At 60.0% G+C, this 18522-nt stretch carries 10 protein-coding genes; all 10 read left to right on the forward strand.

Annotated features, from left to right (window positions below; genetic code table 11):
* Positions 1–190 precede the first annotated feature (190 nt).
* Positions 191–3595 (forward strand): type I restriction-modification system endonuclease, encoded by a 3405-nt coding sequence (hsdR, locus tag Pan216_RS01980; protein ID WP_419193161.1) that lies wholly within the window; start codon positions 191–193, stop codon positions 3593–3595.
* Positions 3596–3644: 49 nt separating this feature from the next.
* Entirely contained in the window at positions 3645–5078 is a 1434-nt protein-coding gene (locus Pan216_RS01985) for a class I SAM-dependent DNA methyltransferase (protein ID WP_145254081.1), read from the forward strand.
* On the forward strand, positions 5075–7036 hold the full coding sequence (locus tag Pan216_RS01990) for a restriction endonuclease subunit S (protein ID WP_145254084.1): 1962 nt from the start codon (positions 5075–5077) through the stop codon (positions 7034–7036). Before Pan216_RS01985 ends, Pan216_RS01990 begins: the two co-directional genes overlap by 4 nt.
* A gap of 59 nt (positions 7037–7095) precedes the next feature.
* A complete protein-coding gene (locus tag Pan216_RS01995) occupies positions 7096–9078 on the forward strand; it encodes a hypothetical protein (RefSeq protein ID WP_145254088.1) in 1983 nt (660 codons plus the stop codon).
* A 185-nt stretch (positions 9079–9263) separates the two neighbouring features.
* The gene (locus Pan216_RS02000; RefSeq protein WP_145254091.1) at positions 9264–11696 is read left to right on the forward strand and encodes an AAA domain-containing protein; all 2433 of its coding nucleotides are present in this window, start codon (positions 9264–9266) and stop codon (positions 11694–11696) included.
* Positions 11697–14378, forward strand: coding sequence for an AAA domain-containing protein (locus Pan216_RS02005; RefSeq protein ID WP_145254099.1), 2682 nt, complete (start codon positions 11697–11699; stop codon positions 14376–14378).
* A 399-nt stretch (positions 14379–14777) separates the two neighbouring features.
* Entirely contained in the window at positions 14778–15341 is a 564-nt protein-coding gene (locus Pan216_RS02010; protein WP_145254102.1) for a transposase, read from the forward strand.
* Positions 15277–16779 (forward strand): IS21 family transposase, encoded by a 1503-nt coding sequence (istA, locus tag Pan216_RS02015; RefSeq protein ID WP_419193162.1) that lies wholly within the window; start codon positions 15277–15279, stop codon positions 16777–16779. The genes Pan216_RS02010 and istA overlap by 65 nt, the downstream gene beginning before the upstream one ends.
* Complete coding sequence (gene istB, locus Pan216_RS02020) at positions 16776–17546, forward strand: IS21-like element helper ATPase IstB (protein WP_145254105.1); 771 nt, start codon at positions 16776–16778, stop codon at positions 17544–17546. The genes istA and istB overlap by 4 nt, the downstream gene beginning before the upstream one ends.
* Before the next feature lie 351 nt (positions 17547–17897).
* Entirely contained in the window at positions 17898–18365 is a 468-nt protein-coding gene (locus Pan216_RS02025) for a hypothetical protein (RefSeq protein ID WP_419193710.1), read from the forward strand.
* The last annotated feature ends 157 nt before the right edge of the window (positions 18366–18522 follow it).

Here is an 18522-nt window from a genome sequence, read left to right on the forward strand (position 1 = left end):
CTCTTTCCGGCGACAGATGGATTTGGCAGACTAGCCCATAGACTATACGCCCCAGCCCACGCCGCTCCGGCTGGATTCGCCTCGGTTGGGCAATGGTGGCAGCGATTTGGAGCCAGCTCGCTGCGTGAGGGGATCGAGACGACGACGGGGAGAATGATGCTGACCGTTCGTTGGGATCTTGGGAATCGAGATGGCGTCACCGAGAGCCAATTCGCCAAACTTCGGCTTCCTCGCGAAGCACGATGACGTCTTGGTACGACACGGCGCCCTCGCGGAGCGCTACGTCTTCGACGATCCTAATTCGGCGCTCGTGAAGCTGCGGCAGTTCGCCGAGTTGCTCGCGGAGCACTGTGCGGCCTACACCGGCATCGCCCTTGAAGAACGCGATTCCCAACTGACCGTCCTCGACAAACTCTGGAACGCGCGCGTGCTCGGGCCCGAGGTCAGCCAGCTCTTCCATGGCTTGCGAAAGTCTGGCAACGACGCCGTGCATAGCCATGCCGACGATCGTCGCGAGGCCCTCCACCAGCTCCAGATGGCTCGAAAGCTGGCCATTTGGTTTCACAAATCGTTTGGCAGAGATCCGAACTTCAAACCCTCTCCGTTCGTTCCACCACCGGATCCGAAAGAGGCGGAGAACGCACTGCAAGCGGAGCTGGAACGCCTCCGGTCCGCTCTTGCCGATGCGGAGCTTCAATCCGCCGGCGTCCAGAAGACGATCGAGGAACACCAACGTCTGCGGCAAGAAGCGGAATCGGCGGCCCAGGTCGCCTACGACGATCTCAACGCCGCTCTCGAAATCGCCACCGAGTCCGAGCACCAGCTAGAAAGGGAGCGTGAACGCTACGAGCAGCGGCTCGCGCAGTTGCAGGCCCAAGTCGCCGCGACACCGAGCGAGGATCGCGAAGCGACGATCGCCGAAGCTCAGCAACAATCGACGGAAGTCGACCTCGACGAAGAGGCAACCCGGCGCATCATCGACGCTCAACTCCGAGAAGCCGGCTGGGATGCCGACTCGCAGGTCCTCCGATACTCCAACGGAACGCGACCAAGCAAGGGCCGCAACATCGCAATCGCCGAATGGCCCACGTCAAGCGGACCGGCGGACTACTGTCTCTTCGTCGGCCTCATGCCCGTCGCGGTGGTGGAGGCCAAGTCCAAGAGCAAGGACGTCGCGGGAGCCATCCAGCAAGCCAAACGGTACAGCCGGGGACTCAACGTCGATGCCGATCACGCGTCACCGGGCGGCCCCTGGTCCGAGCACCGTGTCCCCTTCCTTTTCGCCACCAACGGCCGTCCCTTCCTCCGGCAGATCGCCGAGAAGAGCGGCATCTGGTTCCTCGATGGCCGTCGCGAGGTGAACCATCCACGACCGCTCGAAGCTTGGTACACCCCCGAGGGGCTCACGGACCTCCTCAGCCAGAACATCGACGAAGCCGACAACCGCCTCGCCAACGAGTCGTCCGACTACCTTCCGCTTCGCGACTATCAGGCCGAGGCGATTCGAGCGATCGAACAGGAGATCGCCGCAGGCAATCGCGAAATGCTGGTCGCCATGGCGACGGGGACGGGAAAGACGATCACCAGCATTGGCCTGATCTACCGCCTGATCAAGAGCGGCCGCTTTCGTCGCATCATGTTCCTCGTCGACCGAACCGCTCTGGGCGAACAGACCAGCAATGCCTTCAAGGACGTTCGCCTCGAAAACTACCAATCGTTCGCCGACATCTACGATGTCAAGGAACTCGGCGACCTTCGGCCCGAATCCGACACCCGCTTGCACATCGCGACCGTCCAGGGGATGGTCAAACGCCTCCTCTACCCCGATGAACAGGCCCAACCTGTTCCCGTCGACTGGTACGACTGCATCGTCGTGGATGAGTGCCACCGTGGCTACAACCTCGACCAGGAGATGAGCGACGCCGAGCTAACGTTCCGAAGCGAGGCCGACTACATCTCCAAATACCGCCGCGTGATCGACCACTTCGACGCGGTTCGCATCGGCCTGACCGCCACGCCCGCCCTGCACACGACGCAGATCTTCGGCCCGCCCGTGTTCCAGTACTCGTACCGCCAGGCGGTCATCGACGGTTGGCTCGTCGATCACGAACCGCCGTATCGAGTTGTCACCAGGCTCTCCGAGGAGGGGATCAAGTGGGATCAGGGCGAGGAGATCAAAGTCCTCGACTCCGGCACCAACCAACTCCAGCTCTTCAACACCCCCGACGAAGTCGAAGTCGAGGTCGACCAGTTCAACCGCAAGGTCCTCACGGAGAACTTCAACCGGACCGTCTGTGCCTCGCTCGCCGAGCACATCGACCCGACCCTTCCCGGCAAGACCCTCGTCTTCTGCGTCAACGATCTGCACGCCGATCTGGTCGTCCGTCTGCTCAAGGAGGCATTCGATGACTCCTACGGCAGCATTCACGACGACACCGTCATGAAGATCACCGGCAAAGCCGACAAGCCGCTCCAGCTCATCCGTCGCTTCAAGAACGAACAGCTCCCCAGGATCGTCGTCACCGTCGACCTGCTGACGACGGGCGTCGATGTTCCGCCGATCACCAACCTCGTCTTCCTACGGCGGGTCAGGAGCCGCATTCTCTTCGAACAGATGCTTGGCCGGGCAACGCGGCTCTGTGAGGACCTCCACGGCCCAGGCGAGGACAAGGAACGCTTTCACATCTTCGACGCCGTCGACCTCTACGCCGCACTCCAGAACGTCAGCCAGATGCAGCCGGTCGTGGCCCGAGCCGACATCACTTTCGAGCAGTTGGTCGAGGAGCTAGGCACCGTCCAAGACGACGACATTCGGTCAGAGGTCAAGGATCAGCTCCTGACCAAACTCCGACGAAAGAAGTTCACCGACAACCAGATCGAACGCCTGGAGACCGCGACGGGCCTCGACCGACAGGGGCTCATCAATCACGTCCGGCGGAGCAGTCCGTCCGATCTTGCCGAGTGGTTCGGGCAACACGACGTCACGACCTCGATCCTCATGGAAGTACGTCGCGGCAAGACGAAGTACCTCGTCTCGGAGCACGACGACGAACTCCGCCGCATCGAGCGGGGCTACGGGACAGCGTCCCGGCCGGAGGACTATCTCGATGACTTTCGCAACTACGTGACCGAGCACCTCGACGATCTTCCGGCGTTGTTGGTCGTCGCCCAGCGGCCACGCGATCTGACGCGCTCCCAGCTCCGCGAGCTTCGTCTCGCCTTCGACCAAGCGGGCTTCACCGAAGCCAAACTCCAAACCGCTTGGCGCGAGACGACCAACCAAGACATCGCGGCCTCCATCATTGGCTACATTCGCCACGTCGCCTGCGATCAACCATTGATCGCCCATCGCGACCGGGTGCAGGTGGCAATGAATCAGATCCTCGGCAGCCGACCCTGGACCGGGCCGCAACGAAAATGGCTCCTTCGCATCGGCAAGCAACTAGAACAGGAGATCATCGTCGACCGCGAAGCCCTCAATGATGGACAGTTTAGAGCGGAGGGCGGCTTCACCCGCCTCAACAAGGTGTTCAAGGGCGAACTCGACAGCATCCTTCGGGATATCGCCGATGCGATGTGGCAAACCGCGGTCTAGACACCGCCGGGACGGACGACCGTAACCAAGGACAATGACGACCTCAACAATGACCACCACTCAAGACATCGTTGCCAAGCTCTGGTCTCTTTGTCACGTGCTGCGTGACGATGGGATCACGTACCACGAGTACGTCACCGAGCTGACGTTCCTTCTTTTCCTCAAGATGACGAAGGAGACCGACAAGGACGGCCAACTGCCCAAGGGCTATCGCTGGGATGATCTGGCGGCACGGGATGGCGTCGAACAGCTCGCCTTCTACCGATCGCTCCTGGTGCATCTGGGCAACGAGGGCTCGGGCCGGGTGAAGGCGATCTTCAACGATGCCAACACGTCCCTACGGCAACCCAAGAACCTTTCGAAGCTTGTCAGCGATATCGACAAGCTCGATTGGTATTCCGCTCGCGAGGAAGGCCTCGGCGACCTCTACGAGGGCCTGCTCGAACGCAATGCGAGCGAGAAGAAGTCCGGGGCCGGGCAATACTTCACGCCGCGTCCGCTGATCGAGTGCATGGTCAACTGCATCAAGCCGCAGCCGGGCGAGGTCATCCAAGACCCGGCGGCCGGTACGGGCGGGTTTCTCATCCAAGCCGACCGCTCCATCAAAGCGGCGACCGACGACCTCTACGATCTGCCCGTCAAGCAACAGACCTTCCAACGCAAGCACGCCTTCGTCGGTGTCGAGCTGGTGCCCGATACTCATCGGCTTCTGCTCATGAACTGCCTGCTCCACGGCGTCAATAGTGAAATGTTGCTCGGCGACACGCTTTCCCCAACCGGCGAGCATCTCCCCAAGGCCGACGTCGTCCTCACCAATCCCCCGTTCGGAACGAAGAAAGGAGGCGGCCGGCCGACGCGGGACGACTTCACCCACGTCACCGGCAACAAACAGCTCGCCTTCCTCCAGCACATTTACCGCACCCTCAAGCCCGGCGGCCGGGCGGCAGTCGTCTTGCCCGACAACGTCCTCTTCGAGGAAGGGGTTGGCACGAGAATCCGGGCCGACCTGATGGAGAAGTGCAATCTGCACACGATCCTCCGGCTGCCGACCGGGATCTTCTACGCTCAAGGCGTCAAGACGAACGTCCTCTTCTTCACGCGTGGCAAGACCGACGAAGGCAACACCAAGCAAGTTTGGGTCTACGACCTCCGGGCCAACATGCCCGCCTTCGGCAAACGAACGCCGCTGACACACGATCACTTCGCCGAGTTCGAGAAGGCGTTTGGCAGAAAGTCCGACGGCACCAGCAAGCGAACCGACCAAGGCAGCGACGGCCGCTTTCGTTGCTTTAGTCGGGATGAAATCAAGAAGCGTGGCAACAACCTCGACATCAGTTGGCTCAAGGACGACAACGCCTCCAATCATGACGAACTCCCCGAGCCTGAAGAGATCGCCGCGATGATCCGCGAACGCCTGGCCACGGCGATGGAGGAGATGGAGGCGCTGACGGCGCTGCTCGAAGGCGAAGAGGTGGAAGCGTGAGCGGGGGAAACGGGGAATTGCCAGCGGGTTGGGAGGTCGCGGCTCTACCCGATGTCTGCGATGTCATCATGGGACAGTCGCCGCCGTCTTCAACGTACCGCAACGATCCCGATGGACTTCCGTTTTTCCAAGGGAAGGCCGAGTTTGGCGAACTCCATCCAACGGTGCGCAAATGGTGTGCTGAACCGAATAAGATCGCCGAACCTGATGATATTCTGCTTTCCATCCGTGCACCGGTTGGCCCCACCAACGTCGCGAATAAACGATGTTGTATTGGTCGAGGATTGGCTGCGCTGCGGCCGACAAAGCTTGTCGACGGTCGTTACGTTCTTTTCTCTCTCCGACATCTAGAAACAAAGCTAGCCCGCCTCGCAACAGGGACGACGTTCAAGGCGGTCTCAGGACGTGTTCTGTCGACGTTTGAGCTTTGCATCCCGCCCCTCCCCGAACAACGTCGTATTGTCGCGAAGATCGAGGCGTTGCAGGAGCGGAGCCGGAAGGCTCGGGAAGCGTTGGCGGAGGTGAAGCCGCTCTTGGAGCAGTTCCGCCAGAGCCTCCTCGCCGCTGCCTTCCGTGGCGATCTCACCGCCGACTGGCGCGAACAAAACCCCGACGTCGAACCCGCCAGCGCACTCCTCCAACGCATCCGCACCGAACGCCGCCGCCGCTGGGAAGAGGCCGAACTCGCCAAGTACGAAGCCAAAAGCCAAAAGCCTCCCAGGGGCTGGCAGGACAAGTACAAGGAACCCGAGCCGGTCGACAATTTGGAACTGCCTGAATTGCCGGAGGGTTGGTGCTGGTGCCGTGTTGGTGATCTGATCGAGTCTATTGACGCGGGACGAAGCCCCACGGCACTATCGCACCCGGCTAGAAATGGAGAACCCGGTGTCCTAAAAGTCAGCGCAGTGACGTGGCGTGAGTTTGATCCCACGGCAAACAAAGCGCTAAAGCACGGCGACGAAATTGGTGACACGCCCACACCACGACGAGGTGACCTACTGATCTCCCGCGCGAACACCGTTGAACTGATTGGCGCGGTCGTGCTTGTTAAAGCCGACTTTCCAAACCTGATGCTCTCCGACAAGACACTTCGTCTCAATCCAGCATCGGCAGACATACCGCAACAGTACATGCTCTACGGGTTGCGGTCGCCATCAGTTCGCGACTCATTTGAAGCAAACGCAACTGGCACAAGCAACTCAATGCGCAATCTTTCACAGGCCAAAATCCTCGAAGCAACCATCGCGCTCTCACCACTGGCGGAACAGCATGAAATCGTTCGACGAATGCAGGCACTGATGGGTAGCGAATCTGAGCTGAGATCGGTTGTACCCACACTGGAAGCATCGCTGACGCATCTCGATCAATCCATTCTCGCGAAAGCTTTCCGAGGGGAACTCGTTCCCCAAGACCCGAACAATGAGCCGGCGTCGGTCCTCCTCGAACGCATTCGCCAACAACGCGAAGCCACCAGTCCCAAGCGAGGGCGCAAGAAGGTCGATCCCGCCGCACGGGCTACCACGGCTGAGCAGGCTCAACGTGCGGCATTGCTAGACTTCGTCCAACAGCAACCCGGTCTGGCCGATCATCAATACATCGACGCGACAGTCTTGGCGATGCAATCCGCTCGCTGCCGCGCGTTGCTCATCGACGAGGACCAGAAGCGATTCGATCGCGTGCTCCCGTCGCTGCCGCCCGAACTGATCGCCGATCCCAACGCCGAACCATCGTGGATATCGCTCACCAAGGACTTGCTAGTACGGCGAGCCCTCCGCCGTGAGGATGGCCTCCTTGCCCTCGGCGACTCCTTCGACGAGGTACGCGCGTCGCTCCCCCGAATCCCGAAAGAGTTCCTCGCTCTCGTTGCCAAGGCGATGAAGCGCTATCGGGAGCATGACCCTCCCAAGCCGAAGAGAAGACAACGGAAGCAGCAGAAAGAGGACGCCAACACCACCTAGGGACGCTCGCGATGTCGATCCTCGAACAAGCCGATCCGAGCCAGAGGAGGTCCGAACCATTGGTTTGGATCGCAAAGATCGCGTTGTTCAAGTCGCTGAACCCACCGATCCCGATCCGCGAGCCAATTACCTTCACCACCGGGCTCAACATCGTCTGGGGCATCGAAGACGAATCGCAAGACGACCATTTCGAGCCCGGCCACGGCGTCGGCAAGACCACCCTCTGCCGCCTGATCCGCTACTGCCTCGGCGAACCGAACTACGGTCAGGCCTACGCGTCCAAGGAGATCCAGCACACGTTCCCCGAGGGATACGTCGCCGCCGAGGTCCACATCCAAGGCAAGCGTTGGGCCGTCCTCCGCCCGTTTACCAAGACCCGCGCCGACGCCGCCCAACAAGACATCAGCATCGAGGACCTGCTCGAACATCCTCCGCCACGAGCGAGCTTTCACGAGTATCTCGATCATCTCTCATCAACGTGCCTATCGGGATTGCGTACCGACTCGGTCCTGATGAATGGGGACTCGATCGAGTGGCATCATGCCCTGGCGATGTGTGCCCGCGACCAGGAGGCCCGTTATCAAAGCATGTGGCAATGGCGTTCGCCACGTAGTGATTCGGGCACGCCGAAGATCCAGAAGGACGATGCGTTCCTGATCCTACGGTCGGTGCTCGGGCTCCTTCCCGATGAAGAGACCTCGCTTCAGCGGGACCTCGATCGGATGAGTCGCGAACACGCGAAGGTTGAGAGCACCATCGCCGAGCGACGACGCGAACCCGAGTACTGGACGCGTCATCACCGACGGGCGCTGCGGCAGGATTTCGACATTTCCGATGCACTCGACGCATCGCTCGATCCGGACGACATGATCGGGCTCCCGGCCCTCGTCGGGAACCGCATCGCCCAGCTCGAAGCCGAACAAGCCAAACGCCGTCGAGCCCTAGCCGACCTGGACCGCACGATCGAGCTTCGTGCCGCGGCGCTCGGTGAGCCAAGCGAAATGTACAACCAGACAAAGGCAGCGGCGGACATCAATGAGTCGGGGACCGCCGTACTCCTAAAGTCCCTCAACGAGCTTCGCGAACTCAAGAAGCAGATCAACGAGCTAGAGGAAATGCTGTGCAAGTACGGCAACGTGCCCATTGGTGAGTGCACGCACACTAGGGATCACCTGACAACGATTGATGAGGAGATTTCCACCAAGTCGTCAGAGTATCTTCCCACGGCCGCCGACCGAGACCAGTCGCTTGCGGACCTCCGAGCCCGCGAGAAGCGCCTGGAGTCGCAGCTCGCGAAATCGCGCATGCAGTTGGATGACCTCAACGACCAGCGGCGAGACCTCGATGACGAGCGACGAAACACCGATCGCCAGATTGCCGAGATCCGGAAGACGCTCCGTCAGCTCGCCTACTGGGACGGACTCCAATCGGGGACGGAGCCGGACGCCCAACTTACCAGCCTCCAGAAAACGAAGACGACGCTTGAGTCCGACCTGGAGGATGCCAAGCAGCGGCTGAAGGAGTTGCTCGCCTCTCAGAACACCGCCTTGACCGGCTTACGAGACGTGTACGACGCGCTCGTTCGCGAGGTTCTCTCCCCGGACTTCCATGGACGAATTGCGCTCACGTCGTCGGGGCTAAGCTTCCGGATCTTTCGGGGCGAGAATCTCTCGGGAGAAGCCTTCGAGACTCTCTCGATCCTGATGGCCGACGTCGCGGTCCTCGTCATGGGAGCGATGGGAACGGCGGCCCATCCCGGCCTGCTCCTCCACGACAGCCCACGTGAAGCCGACCTCGGCGGGCACATCTATCGCCGACTCCTGGCGTGCGTCGCCTCGCTTTCCAAGGAGCTAGGCGGTAACCATACCGTCCCCTTCCAATACATCGTCACGACGACCACCGCACCGCCGCTCGGCCTGCGATCCAAACGCACTCTCAGGCTAAAACTCGGCGGCGCCGAAGGCTTGCTGTTCGGGAGGCAGTTGCACGCGGATCATGCGACGACCGAACCGGCGATTCTGTTTGAGGAGCAAGAGCCGTGACGTCGCAATACGAAACGTGTGCATCATGCGTGTCTTCACGGTGACCGTGGAGTTCTCAGCGTCGCGGTGCAGCGATGCTTGTTGAATTGAGAACGCGACATCAATTGGAAGCCCAAAGGCCAGAAGAGTGAGCGACAAGTGGGACAGTCTGACGGCCAATCGACGAGTTGTTAGGAGCATTTTCCGTGACCCTCGCTAAGGATCAGATTGAGATTGGAAGACAGCGAATTCAGCAGGTCTTCAACTACCTCAAAGCGCTAAACGAGCATCGAAATCCCGTTACCAAACAGGTCCGGGATCAAAAGTGGTTGCTCTGGATGGACACACTGCCTGATCATCCGTCGATCATGATTGGCCAGATGGCGGATCACTCCGAGTCCAACGAGGAGGAGACGACTGAGAAGAGCGACGATTTCGTTCTTCGCGTTCGTCGACCTCAACTAACGCGTTCACCTGATCCGCCCGAAGAGTTGCGTTCCTGGCTCTTGAGCGGCTGGGAGAACCCCGACGAAACACAGATCCGCCACCAAGAGTCGAGAAACGAAAGTGATGAGCATGGCGAGACTATCGTCACGAGATTCGAGAACGATCCCCGCCGCCTTGAACTGCTCGCCGAATGGCGCACGCGACGCGAGGAATGGAGAAAGAACGAGCTTCCGGCTCGGATGAGCCTGAAGGTATTTGACAAGCTCTATGATCTGCACGGTCGCATGGAACGCGAAGGCGAACGGCTCGATTTCGCAATCGGCGATGGGATCCTAAGTTGGCAACAACGAGAAGGCGATATCTTCCACCCTGTCCTGATCCAGCGGGTCCAGCTTGAGTTCAACGCGACCATCCCCGAGTTCACGATCACCTATACAAGTGATGCGACGGAGCTGTATACGTCGCTATTCCAATCCATAGCCGACGTCGACCCTCAGAACCTCGCCAACTGTCGTCGCGAACTCGAACAATCGCACGTTCATCCGCTCAGTGCGGATGCGTCGGCGTTTCTCAAACGTTTCTCCATCACCCTCTCCTCTCACGGAAACCTTCTCGAACATGCCCGTCCACCGATAGGCAGCGAACACCCCACCATCGGTCGTTCTCCAGTCCTGCTTCTGAGAACCCGTACGCTGGGGTTCAGTACGGCGATCGAAAGAGTTCTTGAGTCGATCGCAAACCGTTCGAGCTTCAGCGCCGGACTCATGAGGATCGTTGGCGTCGAGGCGGCTCCGCCATGCGATAGCGAGGCGTCCGCGCCCTCCCCGTCGCGTCGAGGGATTGTTTCGGACGTTGACATCTTCTTCGGAAAGGCGTCGAACCCGGAACAGACGCAGATCGCCCGCATGCTAGCGAAACACAGTTCCGTCCTTGTACAAGGCCCGCCCGGAACGGGAAAGAGCCACACCATCGGGAATCTCATCGGTCACTTGCTCGCGCAGGGTAAGAGTGTCTTGGTCACGAGCCAAACGACCAAGGCGCTCAGCGTGCTTCGCGATCACGTGGTCGAAGAACTTCGCCCGCTCTGCGTGAGCGTACTCGACAGCGACATGAACAGCCGTCAGCAGCTTGAGGATTCCGTATCAGCGATCAGCCATCGTTTAAGCGATGACGACGCCGAACGACTGAAGAGAGAGTCTAGCCAGCTAGACGAGTTGCGTCGCGAAACGATCCGGCGACTCGATGCTCTCCAAGACGAGATCCAGAGAGCACTTGCCAACGAGTACCGAGATGTCGTTTTTGCCGGCCAGTCCTTCTCCCCATCCGAGGCCGCGAAGAAAGTGGCCGCAGGTGTCGGGCAGCACGACTGGATACCCGGACCAATCGAAAGTGGCGATCCACTCTCCCTCTCTCCCGATGAGATCGCGGAGCTCTACGCGACGAACGCGACGTCGACGGTTGAGGATTGCCGTCTCGTCGACGAGGAGCTACCCAATGTCGACGATCTGCTCACACCCGAAGAGTTTCACGAGAAGCTGACGGAACAAGACTCGCTGCATGATCACGCAAGCGAGGACTTTCTCGCCTATTGGAACAACAAGAGGTTCACGACCGAGCACCGAAAGGAACTCGACGATCTAGTTGAGGGGTTTCGACGAGCGGTGGGCTCCATCGTTGAGATGGAGTCTTGGAGACTGGCGGCGGTCTACGCCGGACACTCGGGGCCCAACGAAGTTGCACCTTGGGACCAATTGGTAGAAGCCATCGACAAAGCCCAAGAGGCTTCGTCGAAAGCACAGCTCGATCTGGTCCAGTACTCTCCACAGTACGCGGAAGACGTCCCTCTTGAGGAACAGCTTGAGGTCGCGAGGTCGGTCCAGTCGCTACTGGCGAAGAGAAAACGCCTTGGGTGGTTGACGCGCTGGACGCATTCATCGTGGATGAACTTGATCGACCAATGGAAAGTACGCGGCCGACGGCCGGGGACGGTCGATGAATTCCAAGCAATCGAGAACGCCCTATGCCTCGGGGTGGCGAGAGAGGAGTTGAAGAGACTTTGGGATATTCTCGTTTCTAGTCGTGGCGAGATGTCGTCCGAGCAACTTGGTGAGCGGATCGAACACGCGTGCACCCAGTATTCCGACCGAATCCGAGGCGCGACAAGCTGGTGGAGCGGCAAATGGATGCCGTAGGTGGAGCGTCTGCGGCGGCTCGGATTCGACTGGGAACGATTCGTCGCCGAGTTGCCTCTGAACCCCAGCGAGTTCGGTCGGATGATGAGAATTGTCGACGGCGTCGATAGCTTTCTCATCACAAATCTCACCGCCACGTCAACTCGTATTCGCCACGCATCGTTGGAGAGGAAGCTTCGCAAGTGTGCCGAAGCCGCAAGCATGTCGACGCGTCACGAAGCAAAGGAGCTGATTGCAGCGATCACGAATAGAAACGCCAACCGATACCGAGACGCCTACGCCGCAATCCGCGCTTCGAGTGAACGGCAGACGCACGCGCGCCGCCGCCGGGACCTTCTCCGACAGCTCCAGCGATCCGCCGCGACGTGGGCTTCTTGTATTGAGCACAGGAAGGACCTCCACGGCCATGATCAGCCGCAGGGTGATCCTTGCGCTGCTTGGGAGTGGCGGCAGCTTCATGATGAGCTAACGCGTCGAGCACAAACCGACATTGAGGACCTTCAAGGAAAGAGCGAGTGGCTTCGTCGCAGTCTCGCCGACACGACGGTCCAGCTCATCGAGTGTCGGGCATGGTCGTCTCAGATCAGACGAACCAAACTTCGCCAACGCCAGGCGCTGACCGGTTGGCTGGATACCGTACGTCGGATTGGGCGTGGAACGGGCAAGAACGCCCCCCGGCTTCGGCGCGAGGCGAACCGCATGATGACAGACTGCCGCGATGCTGTCCCTGTATGGATCATGCCACTAGCTCGGCTGGTCGAACACTTCAACCCTACGACGACGCAATTCGACGTCGTCATCATTGACGAGGCGAGCCAATGCGACGTGATGGCACTCATCCCTCTAACTCTCGCGAAACAACTGGTCGTCGTCGGTGACCACGAGCAAGTAAGCCCTTTGGCGGTCGGCCAGAAGGACGACATCGTCAACAATCTGATTCGCGAGTACATGTCGGGCATCCAGAACAGCCATCTCTACGATGGTAGGATGTCAGTCTACGATCTCGCCCGCCAATCGTTCGGAGGTACGATCCGCCTACGCGAACACTTTCGGTGCGTGGCGGACATCATTCAGTTCAGCAACCACCTCTCCTACAACGGCGAAATAAGACCTCTTCGCGATGACGCAAGCGTTCGTCTTCGGCCATCCGTGGTTCCTTTTCGCGTCGAGGGCGCCAGTCGGTCGGGAAAGGTGAACCACGAAGAAGCCAAGGCGGTCGCTTCACTGATCGTCGCGATGACCAGAGATCCAGACTATGCGGATCAAACGATTGGAGTGGTCTCCCTTGTAGGTGAAGATCAAGCAAAGGAGATTGACCAACTCGTGAGACAGTCGCTACCAGCGGAGACGGTCCGCACTCGGCGCATCGCTTGTGGAAACTCGGCACAGTTTCAAGGAGATGAGCGGGACATCATGCTCTTGTCGGTCGTGGATGTTCCCCAAGGGGGTCCGTTGAGGATGACCGACACGCCCACGTATCGACAACGATTGAATGTCGCTGCCAGTCGGGCTCGAAACCAACTGTGGGTAGTCTACTCGGTGAACCCCGAAATCGACTTGAAGCCAGGAGACCTACGACGCAGGTTGATCGAACATGCCCTCGATCCAAGTGCGCTGACAAGGGAATTGGATCGTGTGGAAGCGCTCGCCGAATCTCCCTTCGAACAGGCGGTGATTCAACGACTCGTTCAGGCTGGATACAAGGTCATTCCCCAATGGAAAGTGGGTTTCTATCGAATCGATATCGTCGTCGAAGGCGAGAATGGACGATTGGCAGTCGAGTGCGATGGCGACAGGTTTCATCCAATCGAGAAAATCCCCGAGGACATGGCGAGACAAGCGACGCTCGAACGTCTTGGATGGCGATTTCATCGGATACGAGGATCCGAGTATTACAGAAGCCCAGAAGAGACGATCCAACGACTGAAAACCAAGCTGACGACGCTCGGCATTGAACCCCGGAGCGATGGGCCAGCAAGCGACGACACGGTTCAAGACACATCGAGCGAGACAGTTGATCGAGTCATTCGCTCTTCCGCTGCGATCAGGCAACAGTGGTCGGCGAAGGAGGGACTCGGCGAGGAAGCGGATTTTGGAGATGATGAATCGGTCGATGACGATGTCGAGGCCCCTTCGCGGAGCGATGTTGCAGATCACGGAGAAGAGAAGACGCGGATTGCCGGTCGAGGTCTTGAAGTCGAGGGGGATGTCCATTTCGCTGACACCTCTTCCATAAATGAAGATGATATCGCCGAGGACGCACCAAGGTTGTCTGTCTTCCGTGGAGAAGATTCACAAGGTAGCAACTCCGAACCACAGTCATCAAAGGATCTCGATTCGCCTGGAATAAAGCCGAAGGTTGGTGGTTCCGGCGAGGCGTCCACAGTTCGGCATCGGCCGGTGACGGACAGTACGGGAACGAGAACAGTTGATGGGGCGGCAGCCGGTTCATTGGACATCGACGCGACCACGTGGTTCGCTCTTGCCAAATGGGCGAAGGACCATGATCACCTTACCCCATGGGATCGCAGATTCGCCTATTCTCAAGGAGTTCGTATTGGGAGAGGAAACGCACCTTCCGATAAGCAAGAGCGTGAATGCCAACGAATCCTCTTCGAAGCGTCGACACTCGGTTTCGACCTCGCGAGCGACGCTTCCCGCGAACCATTGAAAGGAACGTGAACGGCACACCAAGACGGTATCGAATTGTCACGACGAGAGGTCTCCCGCCTAGCCGCGATTTGGTGTCCGAAATGACTCTGGATGGTGGGGCCACTTTGAGAGTTCGCCACTGTTCATCAAACGACAGTCCTCATCGTAGTGTGATCGCATTCGATCTTCTTTCCTACGAAAAGCATCCTCTTTTCGGCGATTCCCTGCACGGACTGGGACTCCACGTCGAAGACGCTCTCTCCGGGCAAGCATGCGAAGTTCAAAACGCCTGGTCAGCTTTTCCGCGCCCTTTCCCCACCCAAGGTGGTCAACTGGTATGGGGCTAACTCCAAGAAGAGATTGATGGTTTTCGCCCGATTGCTGTGACGTGGGACTGGTAATCCTGTCCTTCGATGGAGGTCATCGGCGATGACGAGCACCAGGCGACCACGGCGTCGCGGGACGAAACGGCAAGCGCACATCCATAAGCCCAGCGGGGTGCTGTACGATCGCGTCCGGAGCGTCGGGCCTGAACACTTCGGGATCGTGGCGGTCGATTGCGCCAAGGCACGCAGCAAGTGGATGCTGACCGACTTCAACGGTCAAGTCCTCTTGGAACCGCGTGAGGTGGCCCACACCCGTGGCGATCTCGCGGCGGCCGCTTCGCTGCTGCGCGATCCCCGCGTCCAACGCCGGCTGGGCGATCTGCTGGTCGCCATCGAACGGACCGGCGATTACCATCTGCCGGTCCTGCGCGCCTTCCGCAACGAGGGGTTTGAAACCCGCTTGTTGACGGCGGTTGAAAATGGCGGCGCTGGGGGTGTGTCGCGGCGGTTGAAAATAGCGGCGCTCATTCACGTCTTGTTGCGATTTGGGAAGATGGGGGCTTTGGTCCCGATCGTTCCGGAGTTCGCAAGGAGGCGGAGGAGTGCGAACCGACATGGAGTGGTGGACGGAAGTACGCCGGCGGGTGCTGACCGGCGAGTTGAGTAAGCGAGGAGCGTGCCGCGAGTACGACCTCGGTTGGCATACGTTGACGAAGATTCTGGCTCACCCCGAGCCGCCTGGCTATCGGTTGTCGCGGCCTCGCAAGAGGCCCAAGCTCGAATCATTCTTGCCGATCATCCATCAGATCCTGGAGGAGGACGGCAAGCAGCCACCGAAGCAACGTCACACCGTCAAGCGAATCGTCGAGCGGCTACGCGACGAGCACGGCTACGACGGTGGGGAGACGATCGTCAAGGACGCCGTGCGTGCCTGGAGGCAATCGCGGCGGGAAGTCTTCGTGCCGCTTTCGCATCCGCCGGGCGAGGCCCAAGTCGACTTCGGCGAAGCGACGGTCCGTTTGGCGGGCGAACCGACGAAGGTCGCGCTGTTCGTCATGACGCTGCCTTACTCGGGGGCGATTTTCATCCAGGTCTTTCCGCGCGAATGCACCGAGACCTTCCACGAAGGCCATGTCCGCGCGTTCTCCTTCCTCGGCGGCGTGCCCAAACGGATCAGCTACGACAACTCGGCGATCGCGGTGACGAAGGTCTTTCCCGGCCGTGAGCGGATGCTGACCAAGGAGTTTCTTCGGTTTCGTAGTCACTATCTCTTCCAAGAGCATTTCTGCCTGGTCAGACGCGCGAACGAGAAAGGACACGTCGAACGATTGCTCGGCTTCGCGCGGCGGAACTTCCTGGTCCCGGTTCCCGATGTCACCTCGCTGGCAGTACTCAACGAACGGCTCGTGGTCTCTTGCGAGAAAGACCTGGAGCGCCGCACGCGCGGCAAGTCCTCCTGCAAGCGCGACCTGCTCCTCGATGATCGTGCCGCTTTCCTGCCTCTGCCGAAGCAACGCTTCGAGGCGAGGCGACTGGTCCAGGCCAGTGCCAATAGTGAGTCACTCGTCCGTTTCGATCGCAACGACTACTCGGTGCCGGTGGCCTACGCCCACCGTCGCTTGACGATCGTCGCCACCGTCCTGGAGGTACGACTGATCTTCGAGGACCGCTTGGTGGCCCGGCACGCGCGCTGCTGGGAGCGGGAAAAGACTTGCTATGACCCGGTCCACTACCTCGCCTTGCTCGAACGCAAGCCGGGCGGGTTCGATGTCGCTCGCCCCTTGGAGGAGTGGTCGTTGCCCGACTGCTTTGGCTTGTTGCGACGCCGTTTGGAGGCCGAGGACGACCGCCATGGAACCAGGTCCTACATCCGTGTGCTTCGCTTGCTGGAGAAGTTCCCGCTCAAGGAACTGACGGCCGCGGTCGAGCAGGCGCTCGCGATTGACGTCACCGATGCCGAGAGCATCCGCACGATCCTCGACCATCGCGCCGACGAGCCGGTCACCGTCTTCTCGTTGGATGGCCGATCGCACCTTGCGCGAGTGCATGTCCCGACGACCGACGTCGCTTCCTACGGCGTCTTACTGGGAGGACAGGCCTCGTGAACAAGACGACGACCAAGAGCACCGTGCTGCTCAAGCATCATCTCAAGGCGCTCAAGCTGCCGACCGTTCACGACGAGTGCGAGCGGATCGCCCGACGCTGCGCCGCCGACAACGCCGACCACTTGGCGTTCCTCTTGCAGCTTTGCGAACTGGAGCTGATCGAACGCGAACGTCGGGCCGCCGCGAGGCGACTCAAGGCCGCTCGCTTCCCCACCACCAAGACGCTCGAGGAGTTCGACTTCACCGCCCGCGCGAGCCTCAACAAGCCATTGGTCCTGGAACTGCTCAAGGGGGACTATCTCGAGCGCCGAGAGAACATCCTGTTGGTCGGACCCTCGGGGACGGGCAAAACGCATCTGGCCACCGCGCTGGGCATGGCCGCCTGCGCCCAGGGGCGCAAGGTGCGGTTCGTCCGCGTGACCGAGCTGCTCACCCTCTTGCTCGAAGCCCGCGACGAACGTCAACTCTTGCGGTACCGGCAACAACTTGCCAAGCTGGACCTACTGATCCTGGACGAGTTGGGCTACGTGCCAGCGAGCAAGGCCGGGGCGGAACTCCTCTTCGACGTCATCGCCACCGCCTACGAGAGGTACAGTCTTCTTGTGACCACCAATCTGCCCTTCGAGCACTGGACCGAGGTCCTCGGCAGCGAACGGCTCACCGGAGCCGCTCTCGATCGGCTGACCCATCGCTGCCACATCCTCGAAACCACCGGCGAAAGCTATCGGCTAAAGGACGCCAAACGCCGCCGACAGCGAACCGGCTGAACCAAGGAATCACCCGCGACACGATCTCGGCATACGGAGACCTTTTCCCAACCAGGCGCCACCATTTTCGACCGCCCAGCGCCACCATTTTCAACCGCCGTCAACAATGGGGCTAACTCCAAGAAGAGATTGATGGTTTTCGCCCGATTGCTGTGACGTGGGACTGGTAATCCTGTCCTTCGATGGAGGTCATCGGCGATGACGAGCACCAGGCGACCACGGCGTCGCGGGACGAAACGGCAAGCGCACATCCATAAGCCCAGCGGGGTGCTGTACGATCGCGTCCGGAGCGTCGGGCCTGAACACTTCGGGATCGTGGCGGTCGATTGCGCCAAGGCACGCAGCAAGTGGATGCTGACCGACTTCAACGGTCAAGTCCTCTTGGAACCGCGTGAGGTGGCCCACACCCGTGGCGATCTCGCGGCGGCCGCTTCGCTGCTGCGCGATCCCCGCGTCCAACGCCGGCTGGGCGATCTGCTGGTCGCCATCGAACGGACCGGCGATTACCATCTGCCGGTCCTGCGCGCCTTCCGCAACGAGGGGTTTGAAACCCGCTTGGTGTCGGCGGCACATCGAATCCGAGGGTTAGAACGTTTGAAAAGACGCCGATGTACACATTTACGTCGAACCCTTGCTCCAACAACTGGCCGAGCGGTGTTTCCCGAGACTTTACGAACTCCTCGGCCCATTGAATCGACATGGTTGGTCGGTCTGGGGCATCTACTCGGTACTCCATGCACCAGTAACCTGCGGAACGGCAGTCACCGTGCGGGATCTTCGTTTCACCCGGGCGCTGTGCAATTTGAGGTGTTGAGTTGAGCAACTCCGAGATATTCGTGGGGTCGAGGCACGCGTGGCAAATCCGAAGCGATGCCTCGCACCACCAATCGACCTTACTTTTGGCTGCTTCCACTTAGAGTGCCTCCCACATCTTCGCAATGTACTCCCCGGTACGAGAGTCCCACATTCCGCCAGA

This window comes from Kolteria novifilia, assembly GCA_007748055.1.
Taxonomy (GTDB): domain Bacteria; phylum Planctomycetota; class Planctomycetia; order Kolteriales; family Kolteriaceae; genus Kolteria; species Kolteria novifilia.

What these genes read in the sequence shown, in the direction of transcription:
- Pan216_RS02010 (WP_145254102.1), top strand. Translation starts at nt 14,778, where the DNA reads ATGACGAGCACCAGGCGACCACGGCGTCGCGGGACGAAACGGCAAGCG.
- Pan216_RS02025 (WP_419193710.1), top strand. Translation starts at nt 17,898, where the DNA reads ATGCTGACCGACTTCAACGGTCAAGTCCTCTTGGAACCGCGTGAGGTG.
- Pan216_RS01985 (WP_145254081.1), top strand. Translation starts at nt 3,645, where the DNA reads ATGACCACCACTCAAGACATCGTTGCCAAGCTCTGGTCTCTTTGTCAC.
- hsdR (WP_419193161.1), top strand. Translation starts at nt 191, where the DNA reads ATGGCGTCACCGAGAGCCAATTCGCCAAACTTCGGCTTCCTCGCGAAG.